Genomic DNA, 15,552 nt, shown 5'->3' on the forward strand with positions numbered 1-15,552 from the left:
GAGGATCAAAAAAATGAAAGCCCAACCTCATTGCTACTTACCATCGTAAGGCTCGATGACAGCAAACGGTATTCCCAATGATTCCAGCAAATCAAGAATGCGTTTCGAGATGACGAGGCGATAGTCCGCTGCGATCCCGAAATCGTCCCGGCCGGCCTTGCCATTCACTTTAAGCCAGACGAAGGGTGGAAGTTCCTGCCCAGGTTGATCCTCATGAAACTCTTCGGATGTTGTCACTTCGGCGTCGGCGAACGTCGCGCCTGAAAAACCCATCTTTTGCAGTGCGCGCTGGGTGTCTTCGGTGACGAGGTAACACGGGAACGTCGTAACGATCACATCGCCAAACCAGCCCTCTATAACGTAGTGAAGCTTGGTCACGATTGGCGGATGGACACTCGAGTCAAGAACGGTGTTTTCACCAAGTCCACCAGCGACGTTCGGCCATATGTAAAAATATTGCATCACTCACCTATTGGAGGATTGAACAGATGTCCGTATTGTTTGTCGATATAAGTCACGTAGTCCAGCACCTGCTGACGCGTTGGCTGGGGGTGCGACGCATAAAATTTATCCCATTCGAATCGGAAAACGATCTTGTGCAAAAGGTTATCTAATCCTTTTGGTATGCCGCGAAGATTTTGAAGAGAGTGCATCTCATCTTCAGCAACAAGGCTTGGATATCTGGTCCATATCTGTTGCTCTGCAGCGTGATGGACGACAACCTCTCCCTTTAGATTCGGGTTCGCATCAAGAAATGTTTTGCGGTAATTTTTTGAAAGAGCTTTGCCAAACGATGCTCCCGGATGCCTAATCTTAGAGGGGTCTCTGGCGATCGACTTTATTATCGCAAGAAGCTCAGCCTTGTCAGGCTTGACGCCGGTGCTCAAGAGGTAAGCGGCCTCTTTTGCTGCATTTATTGCACGAGACTCAACCTCGGTCGTCTGGCGAACCGCCGCTCCCTCAACGGCGAGTTCTGATGTGGCCCGCGACCCACCGGCCGTAAGCTCCTCTAACGGCTTGGCAAACTTGCCCGTCCCGGCGCGGACAATGGCCAGTCCTTTTGCAACGGCTTGGCCGAGTGACTCGAACGCCAGGCTGCCCTCTGCAGCTAATCCGGAGGCAGAAGTGACCGGCAGTTGACTGAGCGCGTCCAAAGGATCGTCGCGCAGATCCTGAAGAAACAGCCCAATGTCGTGCGGGGCTCGGCCTAGGCCTTCAAAACCTTCGGTGAGGTAGTCGCCGAAGTCCTCCGCGGCGAGTTCCAGTTTCGATTGAGGCTTCCTGCGGTTTGAAGGAGCAGGCGGTTGATTCTGCTTCCCGGCGATCACAGGTGCAACAACGGGCCTAGCCGGTTGGCTTTCGACCGATTGAGGAAGCCCGGCTTGGACGAGCTGTTGGGATAAGGCTGCTCGGACCTCTGGATCGGACGCCCCACCAACGAGGCTGTACAGGATGGTGTGCTTGTCCGCCTGTGGCACGCTCCCGTCTTTGAATGTCGTGGCGATGTTCTTGAGAACAGACCATGGGAAAGGTTGATAGTTCTCGATGCCCAGTTGCTTTTGTGCTGCAACTGAAGCGGCGATTGCTCGGACATAAGTTCCTCGGTCGTAGGTGTCCGGCCCTCCTTCACGATTCCATGACTCGCTGTCGGGAGTGGTGATCTCGCTCCAGGCTGCGTCGACGCTCGGAAAGACCTTGCGAACGTATGCGGCAGGGTCCGTCCGTCTGGCGTCCAGCGTCTGAAGCGCGGCGGCGGCCGTGACGTGATACCGCGCCTGCTCCCCTTGGGAACCTGCAGGACCAGGTTCGGCATCGCGTAGCGCCGCATGGATTGCTTGGTTCGGCATGGTGCGCATGCCGAAGGCCTGACGACCAACATCAATCTTTCTGGCAAAATCCCCGTACTGCTTGCCGCCCTCCTCGACGCCATAGACAGCGATGAAGGCGTCCCGACCAGGCATCTTGCCGGAATAGGCGCCAGTCTGTGCGATGGCGCCCGGCGCGTTCTGCTCGGCGAGACCAATGTTGGTGCGAAACTCAACCTGCTGAGCAATGTTGGCCGCCTGCGCCTGTCGGATCAGCGCTGCCTGTTCCTGTTGCGGAAGGTCGTCCCTGAACGCCTGCGCCAACCTTTCATCCGGGGTCTGCATGCCGACGCGGTCACCCTTCGCTGCCGCCGCATTGGGCGCACCAAAGGCGCTGGAGCCGCCAACGACTTCGGTGGTGTCGTCCTTAGTTCGGTTTCCAGCCTGCGCGGCACCCAGCATCTCTGCAGCACGTTTCGGGTCCTGGGCGATCATCGCCTGGATCAGCGCCTTGGCCGTATTGCTGCGCCAGGCGACTTCCGCCGCTTGTCGGGCAAGCGGGTTGCGGAATTTGGCGATTAGGTCAAAGCCGTTCTGCCGGATCGCGTCGAAGTTCTCGGTGTCCTTGGGGTTGCTTTGCGCGATGGCACTGGTTGAGATGTTGTCGACCTTGGTCCACTCGGCCTGCTCATATTCGTCGCGCCGCTGAAGCTGCCTCGCAGCCATCCGTAGTGAGCCGGCCTCGCGCAATGCCTCCTTCTGCCTGGCGAAATTGGCGCGCTGGCTTTCGGGCATTTTCGGCAGGGCATCGGCGAACAGCGTGTCGAAAAGGCCGGTCTTGATCATCCGGCCGGTGCGCGGATCGACCTGGCCATACATCGCGTCATGCAGGCCGGCACCATCGGCCGGCGCGTTTGCCGCCACCTCGTCTTCCGCCTGCCCGATCTGGCCGTTGAACCGACGGCGCGCGAGGTCGGCGTCGAACGCCTCCTCCTGCTGCTTCTGCTGCTGGTAGCGTTCGGCGACGGCAGAGAGCTCGTCGCCAAAACCCTGCATCGCCCTGCCGACCGGCGATCCTTCGGGATAGGAGAGCACATTGCCGGCATCGAGCCGGCGCTGGGCAAGCTGGAGAGGTATGGTCGCCATCTATTTGTGTCCTGCCATGAGCGCGCCGGGGATCGTGGCGCGGCGCTGCCGCGCGCCGGCCCCGTGCCGCCGCCTTCGTCGGGTCATGAATTTTGGAGAGGTCGCCAATGAGAGTGTCGCCGGCACTGAAGATGCTGGCGGTCTGCGCCGTCGGCTAAATGCCTCGGCAAAATATTGTCATTCCCTTATGAGTTGGCCGGGCTCGCGGACTCCCGCGAACGATCGGTCGGAGCAGGCCATGACTGTGGCAAGGCCGCCGGTCCTAAGCCCGCTACCCTTCCAACCGCGCCGCCTTCTCCAGCGCCGCCAGCTGCGCTTCGTCCAGCGTCAAGAACCCCATAATGTGCTGCACCACTTCGGCCCGCGCGTTGCTGAGCGCGCTGTGCAGCTCGAAGCCGTTCGGCGTCTTGGTCTTGGCCAGCCATTCGCCGTAGGACGGGCGGCGGTAGTACCCGGTGACGCTGGCTAGATCAGCCAGCACCATTTCGCCGTCCTGGCCTGAGAACACTCTGAGATAGGCCTTGGCCAGCGCATCCCGCGCCTTGGCCGGGCCGCCGGCCTGGCTGGAATGGGCGAAGCGTTTTTGGCTCATGCCCCGCCACCCTGTACGTCGCCACTCTGCACGTCACCGCCCTGCGGCATCCGCCCGCCGAGCCCATCGAGCAGGCCGCTGTCGCGCGCCTGCACGGCCGCCGGTACTGCATCCCTGGCCACCTTGCCGGCGGTGGCGACCGCCGCCATGCCGGCCTGCGCCTGCTGCGCCTTGGCTCTGGCATCGCGAATGCCCGCCACCTCGTCCTGGCGGCGGAAGATGCGTTGTGGGCTGCGGCCGGCACTCTGCACGATCTTCAGCGCCTCGTCGCCGTCGATGTTGTCCATCACGCCGGGATCGAACTGCGCCATCTGTATGGCGGTGGTGACAACCTGGATGGTGTCGCGTGCCTCGGCCGAGCGGCGCAGCACGTCGAGCGGGCCGGTGAAGGTCGGCCGCAGCGCCTTGCCGGCGAGGCTCGCCGGCGGCAGGAAGCGGCTGTCTTCCTCGTAAAGTCCCTTGTCTTCCAGAATACCCAGCTCGCGGTCGAGATTGCTGGCAAAACCCGCCTGGATGATCGAGCCGGAGGGGCCGAGCAGCGCGCCCTTTTCCTCCTGCCGGATCAAGGCCTCGGTCGCCGTCATCTGCGGATTCTGCACCAGCGTCTGGAACAAATTGACGAACATCATGTCGCGGATCTCCTCGGCCCGGCTGTCGGCATAATTGAAGGCATAGGTCGGGTTCTGGCCGGTGACGATAGGCGCGATCAGCGGCCGGCCGGCATCGTCGATCAGGCCGGGATAGTTCTCGCCGGGATTGAGCACCGGCACATAGTCGAGCCGCGCCTTGGAGGCGGTCGCCGGATCGGTGATCTGCTGAAGTGCGCGCAGGCCGGAGCGCCGCACGGCGTTCTCTTCGCGCACCGTCGTCAGTGCCTCGATGGTTGGCGAGATGCCGTAGGGATCGCCCTCATAGCGGCGCCAGTTGAAGCACGATACCGGGAAGGAGCGAAAACCGCTTTCCCTGACGATCGCCTCCTCGTCCTCGATCACATGATAGGACGCGAACGCCGTGTCGAGATACTGGTAGGAGCCGCTCAGACTGTACATCTTGCGCTCGTCGCGCGGTTGGATGCACTGGATCAGCGAGATTTTTGTCTCGCATTTGGCGGGGTCGTCGACCAGAACTTTGATCCGCGCCGGCAGTCTGTCGTAGCCGAGCAATTGCGCCGCCTGTCTTGCGGTGCGCTCGTAGCGGCGGTGGAAGATATCGACCTGGCCCCAGCGGTTGCGCGAGAGATAGCCTTCGACCACGGGGATCGAGGCATAGCGGATCAGCGTGCCGCCAAAACCCTCCTCGGCATAAAGATAGGCCGGGCCGTAACGCACGACATTGCGCAGGCAGGCTTGCGTTGCCGGCACGAAGTTCGAATTGGCGGAGTAGCGCAGCGAAAACAGGAAATCGCGCAGCGCTTCCGCCCATTCCTTCTCCTCGTCGGTTTCCTCGTCATTGATTGCCGCGGTCGACAGCCCATGCCATTTCTCCGACTGCGGGATGATCAGGCTTTCCAGCCCCGCGGCCAGCCGGTTGGCGGCCGAGTTGATGGTATTGGCGTAGACACGCGCACCGCGCCGCTCCTGCCGCTCGGCCTGCGAGTCCGCGCCGGCCTGCCGGCGGCCGCTCCACATGTCGGGCGCATCGGGGTCGCAGAATTCGGACACCGCCTCCCAGACATGCTCATACTGGCTGCGTTCGCTCTCCAGTTCAGCCTGTCGCGACAGAATATCGCGAGCACGGGAATCGCTCATGGTCAGCCTCGCTTGATGGAATTGATTGAAAAAGAAAACGGCGGGACGCCGAAGCTGCCAATCTCCCCACTTGAGGGGGAGATGTCCGGTAGGACAGAGGGGGTCGTCTCGCGTGGATCGGCGACCCCCTCTGTCGCCTTCGGCGACATCTCCCCCTCAAGCGGGGAGATTGGAAGCGCCTTATTCCGCCGGCGTCGTCTCCAGCGCGGCTTTGCGCCCAAAGCGCTGCACCACGAAACGTCCCATCTTCTGGCCGGGCACTTCGATCAGCGTATAGGTGATCCAGGACAGCAGGCACACCACCGGTAAGACGACGACAACAACGATCGCGAAGCGCAGCGGCGCCGACAATTCGTGGCCGAACTGGGTGATAACCAGAGCCGCCGCCGGCTGGAGAACCAGCAGATGGATCAAATAGATGCTGAAGGAAAGCTCACCCATCAGATGAAAGAACCTGTTGGCGAGCGTCATGGCGATCTTTCTGGCCATGATGCCCGCTATTCCCGGCAGCATCCGGTAGAGAACCAGGGCAAAGAAACCCACGACGAGCGCTTCGCGCATCAAAAACTTGCCAAGCCCGTAGCCGCCGCCGAAGGGCAGCGCGGCCAGAGCCATGGCCAATGTCAGATGCACGAAAGGCCGCTTTTGCCCTTGATGGACGACGCCCGCCAGCAGCATCCCGCACAGGAAAATCTGCATCTTCAGCGGCAGGAACGACGGCATCGGAAAATGCACCGACAATTGTCCCATCAACAACACGATCGCGCTGCCGATCGCCGCGACCAGGATACCGCTCCATATCCAGTCAAGCCTGCGCACCAGCAGCATAATCGCCGGGAACACTGCATAGAACTGCATCTCCAAGCCAAGGCTCCAGTCGGGCAGCGGCGTGCGATAGGCGAAATTCGGCACCAGGCCGAACAGGAACAGCAGATGGGCGCCGATGTTTTTCAAGCCGCCGTCGAGATAACGCTCGGGCGCCTGCGGCGACCGCAGCAGGAACTCGTCGATGACCATCCTGGACTGGTAGAGATAGGGGCCAAGCGCCAGGGCAGCGAACAGCATGACGTAGAACAGCGGCGCAATCCTGAAATAGCGGCGGGTCCAGAACTTCAGCCAGGTTTCCGGCCTTTGCCAGGGCTCCTTGTCCTGGCGCAGCTGGTAGTGGAACACCATCAGGAAACCGGACAGCATGATGAAGAGGTCGACGCCGAGATCCGGCTCGCCGAGAATAGGAATATGCCAGCCGGTCAACAGCAGGCAGTGTCCGATGAGCACCCAGATCGCGGCGAGCGCCCGAAGCCCGTCTAGGCACTCGATGCGCGATGACCGGGCTTCTGTCATGCCGGACTCCTCGATAGCCATGTTGCATTGCAGCATGGCGGCTGAGGAAGGAATGTCAACCGTGCGGAAGGAACACGAATTGCGCTCGGCTGTTACGGAAAACGCGGAAGCTGCGATCTCCCCCCTCGTGGGGGAGATGGCCGGCAGGCCAGAGGGGGGCGCGAAGGAACGCCAAGCTCAGTTTCGTTCCCACCGGAATGAGCCGATGGCGGTAATTGCAAATTGATCACCGAGGCGGCGGGATAGCGCCCCCTCTGCCCTGCCGGGCATCTCCCCCACGAGTGGGGAGATTGGCAGCATCACCGCTTCTTCGCCAACCTTGCGTGCCGGCGCCAGTACCACCACGCCAGCACCCGGTTGCGGAACACTCTTCTCATGGCGCCCATGTCAAACCCCCAGCAGCACGCGGCGCTGGCCGGTGAGGTCGCCGGGCGACAAATCGGTCTTCACGGTTCCTGCAGTGCCATCATTGGCCGCAAGCTGAGCCCGTAAAGCGGCTTCGCGCGCCTGCACGTCCTTGTCGGCAATGGTCGGTGTCGGCGCCAACGGCTTCAGCGCCGGCGGCTTTTGAAAAAGGCACATGGTTTTCTCCAAAGTGAGAGCTTCTTGTCCAGTCGTAGAGCAGAAAGTCCTCGCCGTTCCGGCCATAGCCCGGCAGGCGGCAGCGTTGCGTCGCGCCCAGCCGGGCAAGCCAGCGCAGCGCCAAACCGTTGGCGGCCAAGGCGCGGGCCTCGACCCGCCAGGCGCCGCGCGCGGCAACCTCCGGCCCGAGCACCGCGTGAAAGAACTCCGTAATAGCAGGCACGCAGCGCCTCATGCGGCGAGTGCCCCAACTCCAGGCGATCCACAATCCGCTGCGCTGCTCGGCAGCACCGAAGCCGGCCTCCGGATTGCCGTCGAGCTCGGCGACATGGGCAAACCCCTGCAGTGCCGTCATCGCCAGCAAAGCCGGCGACCATGCGTCGAACTGGCAGTCGATCTCTGCGCGGTCCTCGGGCCGGAGGTTGGCGGCGATGTAGCTGAGGTCGCGCAAAGTGGCGGGGATGATGCGGACAGTCATGCGGGAGAATAGGCCATGGCCTGCCTACCTTTTCTTGCTGGAAGGCGAGCCGGCGAATTTGCCCGGCAGTATTCGTTTCGCCGCGGCCGCTGGAAGCGCACGCTTCGATCCCGATCAACGCCTACTTGGTGAATGCCAACGCGCCATTTTCGATGTCAACTGCTGTCAGATAGCCACTGAATGCGTGAGCTTTCAGCAATCTGTTGGGCCTCCCGACCCTGGGCGGCCGCCCAAAGCGGGTGATCCGGACAGCCATGAGGGGATGATGAGGGACGTTTCCGTCGGCAGAGAGCAAACAGGCAGCCGTTCTTTGTAGTTGAACTCAACGAGCAACCGGAAAGCGTAGTCTATTTTGGCTTCCTCAGCGGACTTGCAGTATTAATGACCATGTTTTGGAATATATTATCAATCTTCTCCCTAGAGATAGGGATTACCGTCTTATTGTCATCCTCAAATTTCTTTATAGTTTTTGTCAACACTTCTGCCAGTAGCTTTGCTGATGGCAGCGTGGCAAATATTCCTACCTCTTCCAAAATATCATCTTGCTTACTGGCATCTTCATTTATCCCAAAGCGAATGATTAAGTCATTTCCAGTTACCTGAATAACGTATGCGTTTGCATATACGTATCTGAAATCTTTAGATTTTTTGTTAACCTGCGTAGACACGAGCGTTACCTTCGGAGTTTATGATTCTAACTGCTGCCTTTGATCCCGCTCCGACTGTGGCCGAGATCGCCATATTTGATCCTACAGCATGGTGTACGGTTGCTTTTGCATACCAATTTTCACTTGCCACATTGGGACAAATATCTTCAGCGAAAGACTGTACTGAAAATCGTTTATCTCGATCATCGATGGCCTGCTTGAGCACGCCACTGAACGGCACAAACGTAACTGCCAACCCTACATCGAAAGCCGACGCGATCCTTTTTAAGGTTGTAATATTTACCCTGTCATAAGATGGGTCTTCCAAAAGCGATATTCTCGACTGAGCCATTCCAGTTGCCGCAGCCAAATCGGACTGTGTCCAGCCGCGATCCTCCCGGATGGCAGAAATCTGGGCGGCGATGGTGTTGGAGATTTGAGCGCTGGCAAAAGCCTCCCGATACAGCTTATTTTGAAACTTCTCCCAAAGACGCGAGAGCCTAGAACTCGTGTGGTTTTGCACGTGTCGGATCCTTCAACAGTTGCTTTCTTCGCCTGTCAGCCGATTCAAGGTGGCGACGAGGCATTTCGTTACCCTTCTCTACCGCACCACCCAAAAAGAACGAACCTTCGATTCGGCTGATACACACCGAGAGGCCTATATTGGACCCCTTTGAATCCCACCCTCAATTCGACAAGCCCGTTCCAATTTACCAGTTTTGTGGCCCATTTATCCGACCACACTTCCATCCCTTCCATAGCTAAGAGTCGGGATGCGATCGCGGCTTGGGCATCGACAGGCAGCCCCCCGAGCCAAATGGCTACGAAGTTCCTGCCCGGAGGCTCCACATAATCCAAGATCGTCCATGCTGGCATTGAATATATAACAAAAATATTATTTTTTGCAACGCTCTGCCGAGTCGCCGTTATCGTCTTTTTATTATATCCGATTTGAATTCAGCGCTAGCCTAGGGTTGCAGTTTGCCACTCCTCAACCGCGACAAGGCTATCGTTCACATGCTCACCGAAACGCCCCCAGCGGATCGGCTTGCCCGGCCTTCCGCCGCGCCGCCTTGAATATCGCCGGGTCGACCTGCGCTTCTCTCAGCATCATCACGCCATACCGTGTCGCGGCCATCAGGTCGTCGCGCAGCTTCACCACCTGGCCGTTCCTGCGGTGGTAGAGCCGGAACTCCTCGAACCAGGGCAGAAGCGTCGAGAACACCTTGAAGCGGCCGCTCTGCATGCGGTCGAGCATGTCCATCAGCCCGGCCTCGACCGAGACCGAACCGTCGGCAAACTGCGCATGGCTGGCGAGCATGTTAAGCCCATGTGCCGAATATTGCCTGGCAAGCGCGGTGCCGGCACCCTCCAGCGTCTCGCGGCGGCCGTCGCGCGGCCATGCCAATGGCAGCCATTCGCCCCATGGTTTCAACGTCAGCGCCTGCATGGCGGGAGTCTGCTGCGAGGCACGGCAGGCCTTCGTGACATAGACGACATCGGCTTCCGTGTCCCAGGCGAGCTCGACCGCGGCCGAGGGATGGTCCCAGCCGAAATCGAGAGCGCCGAGCCGCGGCCAGTAGCGCGGCAGCCGGAACGGCTCGCAGGCGATCAGCTCCTCGGCCACCGGAAAGATGCGGCCGGAGCCGAGCACCGGAATGCCCTTGGCCCGCGCCTCGCGCTCATGCGCCGGATAGGCGGCAATGATCTCGGCGCGCTGCTGCGGCGTATAATGCTCGGCGTCGTCGATGGTCATGAAGGTGACGTGGCGGGTCATTGTTTTCACCCTCGCGGCATTGAATCATGGTGGCAGGTGTTGGACGTATGCTGCTGTTCGGTAAGATGTTTTCATGATGGCGGGACAGCGCCCCCCTCTGTCCTGCCGGACATCTCCCCCTCAAGGGGGGAGATGGCAGCTTCAGCGTCTCGCTTATCCACAAGCATTGGAGATTGGCGAAAGCCAATGCGACATCCAATCTCCCCACTAGAGGGGGAGATGTCCGGCAGGACAGAGGGGGGCGCGAAGGAACGCGAGTTGCGCGATTTCGCAGCCCTGTCATCCCCTCCCCATCCCTCCCACCTGCTCCGCGGACAAAAACAACAGCACCACATCGCTCATGCCGAGCAGCGGCGTGAAGGTGACGATGGTGATGCCGCCGGTGGCGTTGGTGCGGGTCAGCCCTTCGGAATAGATGTCGAGCGGCGGCTCCTCGTCGAACCAGACGCCGTGCAGCGTCTCGCCCTGCCACTTCTCGCGGCCCTTCTCGTAACTCTTGAACGACAGCACGGATTCGCCGGCCTGCACGTCGCCACCGCCGCCCCAGGCCACCACGACGCTGTCGAGCGCGCCCGGCGCCCGCCCCGCCATCGTGCTGAGGATCGCGTCGGCCGGGATCATACCGGTGCCCCACGCCGCCTGCTGCTGCGGCGGGCCGATCAGGATACGCTGCGGGTTGTCGCGCGTGCTTTCGCCGGTGACGCCGGCCGCCCACATCCGAACCGGACAATCGAAAACCTTGCCTTGCCACCAGTCGGGATAGCGGCCGGTGAGGTGCATCGCCCACTCGGCGCCGCCGGCCCTGGTCTTGCCGAGCTGATTGCCGGCCATGAACAGGCGCTCGCGATTGGTCGCCCCGGCGGCGTGGAATTCGGCCTGTCGGGGATAGGGCCGATAGGCGGCAAGCTGGTTAGTGCGGCGCCTCCGGTCCAGCTCCGCCAGCAGGCTGAGATATTCCTTCCTTGCCGCCCGGCTGTGCGAGGCCTTTCGCGAGGCCCGGCTTCTCGAGGAACGGCCTAAGGACGGCTTCGAGGCCGCGGATGCGCTGCCTGATTTCGTCATCGCTCAATGCATCCAGATTGTTGATGTTGACACTAAGATCCTTGGGCAGCACCGACAGCACGAGTTTCAGATACTGGTCGGGCTTTTCGGCGCGCACCTCGGCGATGACGCCGGCGCCATGGGCGCGGAAATCGGCGCGGATCGCTTCGAGAAAGCCGTCGGCCAGCGTCTTCTTCGCCCGCCTGGTCTGCTTGCCGGGTGCTTGATCGTGCGGCTGCGGATCGCCGGCGGAAGGAGCTTTGGCCATGCCCTACTCCGCCGTCCCGGCGGAGATCGCCGGCTTCTTGTTGCCTGGCCGCACGATGCGCTTGCGCGGCTTCGCTTTCTTGCCGGCGCGCGCCGACTTCGGCTTCGGCGGCTGGCTTGCCGATTTCGCATCGGTCGTCGTGCCAGGCCCCAACGTACTGGCGTCGGGCAACGCATTCAGCCTTGCCCTTAGAATTGCTGCCGCCTTGCCGTCGAGTGCTCCCAACGGGAAGCCGAAACCGCCGACCGCGTCGCCGGGGCCGCCGCGCACCATGCCGATCCGCACGCCGACGACAACCTGCTCGAAGCGGCCATGGCGTGCATAGGGTGCGGCGCCGGCGAACTCGCCAATAGCGCTGACGACCTCTCGGCCGTCATCGTCGATGATGATGGTGGCGTAACGGTTGGACATGGGGATGTTCTCTGGAGATGGGCGCTCAGTGGCGCGTTGGAAAATTTACGATTGGTGAGATTTGCAGTTCCGACGATCGCCAGAGCCGCGTTCCTTCGCGCCCGCCGACTTAATAGCCGGCAGTTCACGTAGCGTTTGGTCGAAAAATGAAGGCTGAAACAAAAAACCCGCCTCGGCGGGCGGGTCGTTGGAGCCAATTAGCACCATACCCAAATTAGTAGCATAGCTGCCGGCACAAAGCAAGAACAAAATGTGGCGCACCGGCAGAAAAATGCGATTTCCTTTGCCCGCCGCGAGGTTGGTGCTCAAAGGACGGTCGTTAAGGTGGTGTTCCTTCGCGCCCCCCTCTGTCCTGCCGGACATCTCCCCCACGAGGGGGGAGATCGGCAGCTTTGGCGGCAGCGCCTTTTTGCACCTACAAAATTGGCGAAAGCGGCAATGACAGCCAATCTCCCCACTGGAGGGGGAGATGTCCGGCAGGACAGAGGGGGGCGCTGTCCCGCCGACTTCATAGCCAGCTCACGTAACGTCTGATCGAAAAAGAAGCCTGAAACAAAAAACCCGCCTCGGCGGGCGGGTCGTTGGAGCCAATTAGCACCATACCCAAATTAGTAGCATAGCTGCCGGCACAAAGCAAGAACAAAATTCACCTGAGACGCGAAAAAACGCAGAGTAGCCGATTGGGCGAAGCACACTGGAATGTCCGGCGAGACGCCACCGTCCGGATCAGAACAGGCATTCGCGCGTTTGACCCTTAGCCAATGGGAGCAAAAATCATGAACGTCGCCAATCTGCAACTCGAAGGCCTGCTTATGGCCATCGCATCGATCAATCAGGTCCTGGTCCGCAAGGGCGTGCTCTCCGTCGAGGATATAGATATCGCATTGCGCAAGGCCGAAGCCAGCGAGACCAACGAGGAAAGGTCCGAGGGCATGTCGGCGTCGAGCCGCGACGCCGTCAACTTCCCGATCCGACTGCTGGAGTTGGCCAATCAGTGTCAGCCGGAGACGGACATGCCGTCCTTCTCGAAACTGGCGCGCATGGTTGGTCAGATCAAGGAACCTTACAACGACCAGATGTGAAGCGGCGATCGAGGATGACCGCCGCAGCAAGCTTTGGCATCATCCCCTGCCAAGCCTCAGCGCCAGGACGCGGCCCGGCCCGTGCACGGCGGCAAACAGCAGCCCGGCCAGGAAGGTGAAGTGATCGACGAAGAAGCCGAACTCCGCCTGGTTGCCGGCCCAGTGCGACGGCCCGTGGAAGGCGAAGCCCAGGAACAGCACATAGGCGCCGGCGACGAGTGCTGCCCATGAGAAGAAGGCGCCAGTCAGGAAGCATAGAACGAGGACGACCTCAAGCAGGGCTGCGCACCAGGCCAGGAAGAGCGGGAATGGAAACCCGGCCGCCGCGATATAGCCGGCGGTGGCGCCGATATCGACGAATTTGAAGATCACGGCCATCAGGAAGACGGCTGCGAAGATCAGGCGGGCGATGAGGATTGCCGCGGTCTGCCACGGCGACTGGACGGTTGATTGAGCGGTTTCCAAGGTCACGACCTCCTCCCAAGAGTTACGATGGTTGTGCCCCAAGGACGCACCACCAGCCGCAAGCCCGACATCATCCCCCGAAAAACCTGCAGGAGACAAGTGCGCGGGGAGAAGGCCTCGCAAGACCAGGTTCCTCGCCCCCATTCATGGGGGAGAGGTGGCGCGGCGAAGCCGCGACGGAGAGGGGACTGCGCCGGCAAAGAAAGGCCCTCTCCGGCCGCTTCGCGGCCCTCTCTCCGCCGCGAGGCGAGGAACCCGAGCCTGGAACTACCCTAAGTTCACCCCCGGCTTGCTGATCGGCTCCCGTACGGTTCCATACTGGCTGCCCCAGCGGTCGGTCATCGCCCAGCGTATGTCCCACAGTTCCGGGAAGAAGCGGTGGCGGGCGCCGGCCTCCAGCAATTCGACCGGCCTGCCCTTCAGCGATTTCGCGCCGAGGCCGATCGTGCGGTGGATGAGGTAGAGGTGGTTGGCGCGGAATTTCTGGAACAGCTCGTCGAACTCGACCAGCGCTTCGGCAACGACATAGCTGTCGCCGTGATCGTAGCCGGTATCGTAGACATCCTCGACCGAGAGGCCGCGGCCGTCGAGGTATGACGCCTTGAAGGCCCGCCACAGATCCGGCGGCAGACGCAACAGCTGCTTGAAACCCGGCGATTCCTGACCGCTGCCATTGCCGAGCTGCAGCCGGATCTGCTGGTATTCCTTGGGCGACATGGTTTCGAGCAGGTCGAGCTGCGCCGTCATCAGCCGCATCAGCCGGTGCACGCGCCCCATCAGCGTGACGATGCGATGCGTGTCCTGCTTTTCCAGGAAATCAACGACGTCGATCAGCGTGTAGGCGATGAGCTTCATCCACAGCTCCTCGACCTGGTGCACGATCTGGAACTGCAGCTCGTCGGCATTGACCATCTCGGCCAGCGGCTTCTGGCAGGCCAGCAGCCTGTCGCATTTGAGGTAGACGCCATAGTCGCGCATCTCAGGCGTTTCGATGCGGGCATAATAGTCCTGCTTGTCCATGGCCATGCTCCTTGCCGCGGCCGTTGGGCCGCAGGCGTTTGTTGGATCCCGGTCCCCGAGTCTAATCGCTTTCTTGCCGAACATTGTCCCTTTCTGTTATTCGATTGGCGAGAAATGAAGGACGAAAGCTGCTTCTGAAGCAGACAGGAAGAACGAATGATGCTGGATGCGGTCGACCGGAAGATCGTCGCGGCGCTCGAACGCGATGCCCGCACCTCCTTTGCCGCGCTCGCCGACGAGGTCGGCTTGAGCAAGACGCCGTGCTGGAAGCGGGTCAAGGCGCTGGAGGATGCCGGCGTCATCCGCGGCTACTCGACCCGCATAGACCCGGCCAAGCTCGGCTTCGGCATCGAAGCCTTCATCCAGGTGTCGATCGATTTCGAACTGTCGGACGCCTTCGAGGCGGCGGTCAAACAGCATCCGCTGATCCGCCGCTGCCACGCCACGACTGGCGAGGCCGACTATCTCCTGCAGATCGTCACCGTCGACATGATGGCGCTCGACAGGATGCTGCGCGAGGAGCTCAGCCGGCTGCCCGGCGTGCGGCGCACGATTACCTCGATGGCGATGCGCGAGATCAAGGGCGGCATCTCGTTCGCCAATGCCGTCGGGCATACGCAGACCAAGCGATAGTCAGGCCCTGGTCATCAATTCGCGTCCCAGCCGCTTCGGTTGCTCGGCGCGCAGAACCACATTTGTCGTCACCGTGCCGTACCGGCCGATGCTGTCGACGATGCTTTCAAGGTCGGGCGGTGACGGGACCACGACCTTGACCAGAAAACAATCCTCACCGGTCACCCGCAGCACCTCGACCACCTCCGGCAATTGGGCGAACTTCTTCAGGCAGGCCTGGATATGCTCATGCGTGGTGCGCAGGCGGATGACCGCCATGGTGCCGAGCCCGAGCGCTGCCGAATTGATCACCGCCTTGTAACCGGTGATGACCCCGCGCTCCTCCAGCCGCTTCACCCGTTCCGAGGTGGCGGGCTGGGACAGTCCGACGCGGCGGCCAAGCTCGGAGATGCCGATGCGGCCATCCTCCTGCATGATCTCAATGATCGCCAGATCGGTGGGATCGAGCCTTGGCCGGTAATCGCCGTTCCGCATGATCGCCTTTAATCCATCGGATTTCTTTGCCGCTTTCCG

At 61.1% G+C, this 15,552-nt stretch carries 18 protein-coding genes; 2 read left to right on the forward strand and 16 right to left on the reverse strand.

What is annotated here, in order from left to right; all coding sequences use genetic code 11:
* Positions 1–33: 33 nt before the first annotated feature.
* From NKJ12_RS22745 to NKJ12_RS22805, 13 genes are all read right to left on the reverse strand, one after another.
* Positions 34–462 carry a hypothetical protein gene (locus NKJ12_RS22745; protein WP_352475513.1) on the reverse strand — a complete coding sequence of 143 codons (429 nt, stop codon included), beginning with the start codon at positions 460–462 and terminating at the stop codon, positions 34–36.
* Positions 462–2,951, reverse strand: a complete 2,490-nt coding sequence (locus NKJ12_RS22750) for a hypothetical protein (protein ID WP_352705231.1) — start codon at positions 2,949–2,951, stop codon at positions 462–464. The genes NKJ12_RS22745 and NKJ12_RS22750 overlap by 1 nt, the downstream gene beginning before the upstream one ends.
* A 271-nt stretch (positions 2,952–3,222) precedes the next feature.
* The gene (locus NKJ12_RS22755) at positions 3,223–3,543 is read right to left on the reverse strand and encodes a Bbp19 family protein (protein WP_352475515.1); all 321 of its coding nucleotides are present in this window, start codon (positions 3,541–3,543) and stop codon (positions 3,223–3,225) included.
* Positions 3,540–5,291 carry a portal protein gene (locus NKJ12_RS22760; protein ID WP_352705233.1) on the reverse strand — a complete coding sequence of 584 codons (1,752 nt, stop codon included), beginning with the start codon at positions 5,289–5,291 and terminating at the stop codon, positions 3,540–3,542. Before NKJ12_RS22760 ends, NKJ12_RS22755 begins: the two co-directional genes overlap by 4 nt.
* A 180-nt stretch (positions 5,292–5,471) precedes the next feature.
* Entirely contained in the window at positions 5,472–6,635 is a 1,164-nt protein-coding gene (locus NKJ12_RS22765) for an acyltransferase family protein (protein ID WP_352705235.1), read from the reverse strand.
* Positions 6,636–7,101: 466 nt separating this feature from the next.
* Positions 7,102–7,695: a hypothetical protein gene (locus NKJ12_RS22770; RefSeq protein ID WP_352705237.1), complete on the reverse strand. Its 594-nt coding sequence runs from the start codon at positions 7,693–7,695 to the stop codon at positions 7,102–7,104.
* 347 nt (positions 7,696–8,042) lie between these two features.
* Positions 8,043–8,363 (reverse strand): DUF3467 domain-containing protein, encoded by a 321-nt coding sequence (locus NKJ12_RS22775; RefSeq protein WP_352691833.1) that lies wholly within the window; start codon positions 8,361–8,363, stop codon positions 8,043–8,045.
* Positions 8,347–8,865 carry a helix-turn-helix domain-containing protein gene (locus NKJ12_RS22780; RefSeq protein ID WP_352691834.1) on the reverse strand — a complete coding sequence of 173 codons (519 nt, stop codon included), beginning with the start codon at positions 8,863–8,865 and terminating at the stop codon, positions 8,347–8,349. Before NKJ12_RS22780 ends, NKJ12_RS22775 begins: the two co-directional genes overlap by 17 nt.
* A gap of 498 nt (positions 8,866–9,363) precedes the next feature.
* On the reverse strand, positions 9,364–10,119 hold the full coding sequence (locus tag NKJ12_RS22785; protein WP_352705238.1) for a phage terminase large subunit family protein: 756 nt from the start codon (positions 10,117–10,119) through the stop codon (positions 9,364–9,366).
* Between the two features lie 279 nt (positions 10,120–10,398).
* Positions 10,399–10,950 (reverse strand): terminase large subunit domain-containing protein, encoded by a 552-nt coding sequence (locus NKJ12_RS22790; protein ID WP_254819621.1) that lies wholly within the window; start codon positions 10,948–10,950, stop codon positions 10,399–10,401.
* 79 nt (positions 10,951–11,029) lie between these two features.
* Positions 11,030–11,428, reverse strand: a complete 399-nt coding sequence (locus NKJ12_RS22795) for a hypothetical protein (RefSeq protein ID WP_352705240.1) — start codon at positions 11,426–11,428, stop codon at positions 11,030–11,032.
* Between the two features lie 3 nt (positions 11,429–11,431).
* Positions 11,432–11,839 carry a hypothetical protein gene (locus NKJ12_RS22800; RefSeq protein WP_352705241.1) on the reverse strand — a complete coding sequence of 136 codons (408 nt, stop codon included), beginning with the start codon at positions 11,837–11,839 and terminating at the stop codon, positions 11,432–11,434.
* Between the two features lie 45 nt (positions 11,840–11,884).
* On the reverse strand, positions 11,885–12,148 hold the full coding sequence (locus NKJ12_RS22805) for a hypothetical protein (RefSeq protein ID WP_352705243.1): 264 nt from the start codon (positions 12,146–12,148) through the stop codon (positions 11,885–11,887).
* Between the two features lie 467 nt (positions 12,149–12,615).
* On the opposite strand from NKJ12_RS22805, the gene NKJ12_RS22810 reads away from it, so the two are divergent.
* Positions 12,616–12,921, forward strand: coding sequence for a hypothetical protein (locus NKJ12_RS22810; protein ID WP_254819625.1), 306 nt, complete (start codon positions 12,616–12,618; stop codon positions 12,919–12,921).
* A gap of 39 nt (positions 12,922–12,960) precedes the next feature.
* On the opposite strand, the gene NKJ12_RS22815 is transcribed toward NKJ12_RS22810, so the two are convergent.
* Together NKJ12_RS22815 and NKJ12_RS22820 are read right to left on the reverse strand one after the other, a co-directional pair.
* On the reverse strand, positions 12,961–13,392 hold the full coding sequence (locus tag NKJ12_RS22815; RefSeq protein ID WP_254819626.1) for a DoxX family protein: 432 nt from the start codon (positions 13,390–13,392) through the stop codon (positions 12,961–12,963).
* 261 nt (positions 13,393–13,653) lie between these two features.
* The gene (locus tag NKJ12_RS22820; protein ID WP_352705245.1) at positions 13,654–14,406 is read right to left on the reverse strand and encodes a tryptophan 2,3-dioxygenase family protein; all 753 of its coding nucleotides are present in this window, start codon (positions 14,404–14,406) and stop codon (positions 13,654–13,656) included.
* Between the two features lie 156 nt (positions 14,407–14,562).
* Between NKJ12_RS22820 and NKJ12_RS22825 the strand changes: the two genes are divergently transcribed.
* A complete protein-coding gene (locus NKJ12_RS22825) occupies positions 14,563–15,039 on the forward strand; it encodes an Lrp/AsnC family transcriptional regulator (protein WP_254819628.1) in 477 nt (158 codons plus the stop codon).
* Here the strand turns inward: NKJ12_RS22825 and NKJ12_RS22830 are convergent, their stop codons facing one another.
* Complete coding sequence (locus NKJ12_RS22830; RefSeq protein ID WP_352472087.1) at positions 15,040–15,513, reverse strand: Lrp/AsnC family transcriptional regulator; 474 nt, start codon at positions 15,511–15,513, stop codon at positions 15,040–15,042.
* Between the last annotated feature and the right edge of the window lie 39 nt (positions 15,514–15,552).

It is taken from the genome of Mesorhizobium sp. M0195 (assembly GCF_040322115.1).
Taxonomy (GTDB): Bacteria; Pseudomonadota; Alphaproteobacteria; order Rhizobiales; family Rhizobiaceae; genus Mesorhizobium.

Bases quoted from the DNA above. Each gene is read 5' to 3' on its own strand.
- NKJ12_RS22745 (WP_352475513.1), bottom strand. From the start codon at position 462: ATGCAATATTTTTACATATGGCCGAACGTCGCTGGTGGACTTGGTGAA.
- NKJ12_RS22750 (WP_352705231.1), bottom strand. From the start codon at position 2,951: ATGGCGACCATACCTCTCCAGCTTGCCCAGCGCCGGCTCGATGCCGGC.
- NKJ12_RS22755 (WP_352475515.1), bottom strand. From the start codon at position 3,543: ATGAGCCAAAAACGCTTCGCCCATTCCAGCCAGGCCGGCGGCCCGGCC.
- NKJ12_RS22760 (WP_352705233.1), bottom strand. From the start codon at position 5,291: ATGAGCGATTCCCGTGCTCGCGATATTCTGTCGCGACAGGCTGAACTG.
- NKJ12_RS22765 (WP_352705235.1), bottom strand. From the start codon at position 6,635: ATGACAGAAGCCCGGTCATCGCGCATCGAGTGCCTAGACGGGCTTCGG.
- NKJ12_RS22770 (WP_352705237.1), bottom strand. From the start codon at position 7,695: ATGACTGTCCGCATCATCCCCGCCACTTTGCGCGACCTCAGCTACATC.
- NKJ12_RS22785 (WP_352705238.1), bottom strand. From the start codon at position 10,119: ATGACCCGCCACGTCACCTTCATGACCATCGACGACGCCGAGCATTAT.
- NKJ12_RS22790 (WP_254819621.1), bottom strand. From the start codon at position 10,950: ATGGCCGGCAATCAGCTCGGCAAGACCAGGGCCGGCGGCGCCGAGTGG.
- NKJ12_RS22795 (WP_352705240.1), bottom strand. From the start codon at position 11,428: ATGGCCAAAGCTCCTTCCGCCGGCGATCCGCAGCCGCACGATCAAGCA.
- NKJ12_RS22800 (WP_352705241.1), bottom strand. From the start codon at position 11,839: ATGTCCAACCGTTACGCCACCATCATCATCGACGATGACGGCCGAGAG.
- NKJ12_RS22810 (WP_254819625.1), top strand. From the start codon at position 12,616: ATGAACGTCGCCAATCTGCAACTCGAAGGCCTGCTTATGGCCATCGCA.
- NKJ12_RS22820 (WP_352705245.1), bottom strand. From the start codon at position 14,406: ATGGACAAGCAGGACTATTATGCCCGCATCGAAACGCCTGAGATGCGC.
- NKJ12_RS22825 (WP_254819628.1), top strand. From the start codon at position 14,563: ATGATGCTGGATGCGGTCGACCGGAAGATCGTCGCGGCGCTCGAACGC.
- NKJ12_RS22830 (WP_352472087.1), bottom strand. From the start codon at position 15,513: ATGCGGAACGGCGATTACCGGCCAAGGCTCGATCCCACCGATCTGGCG.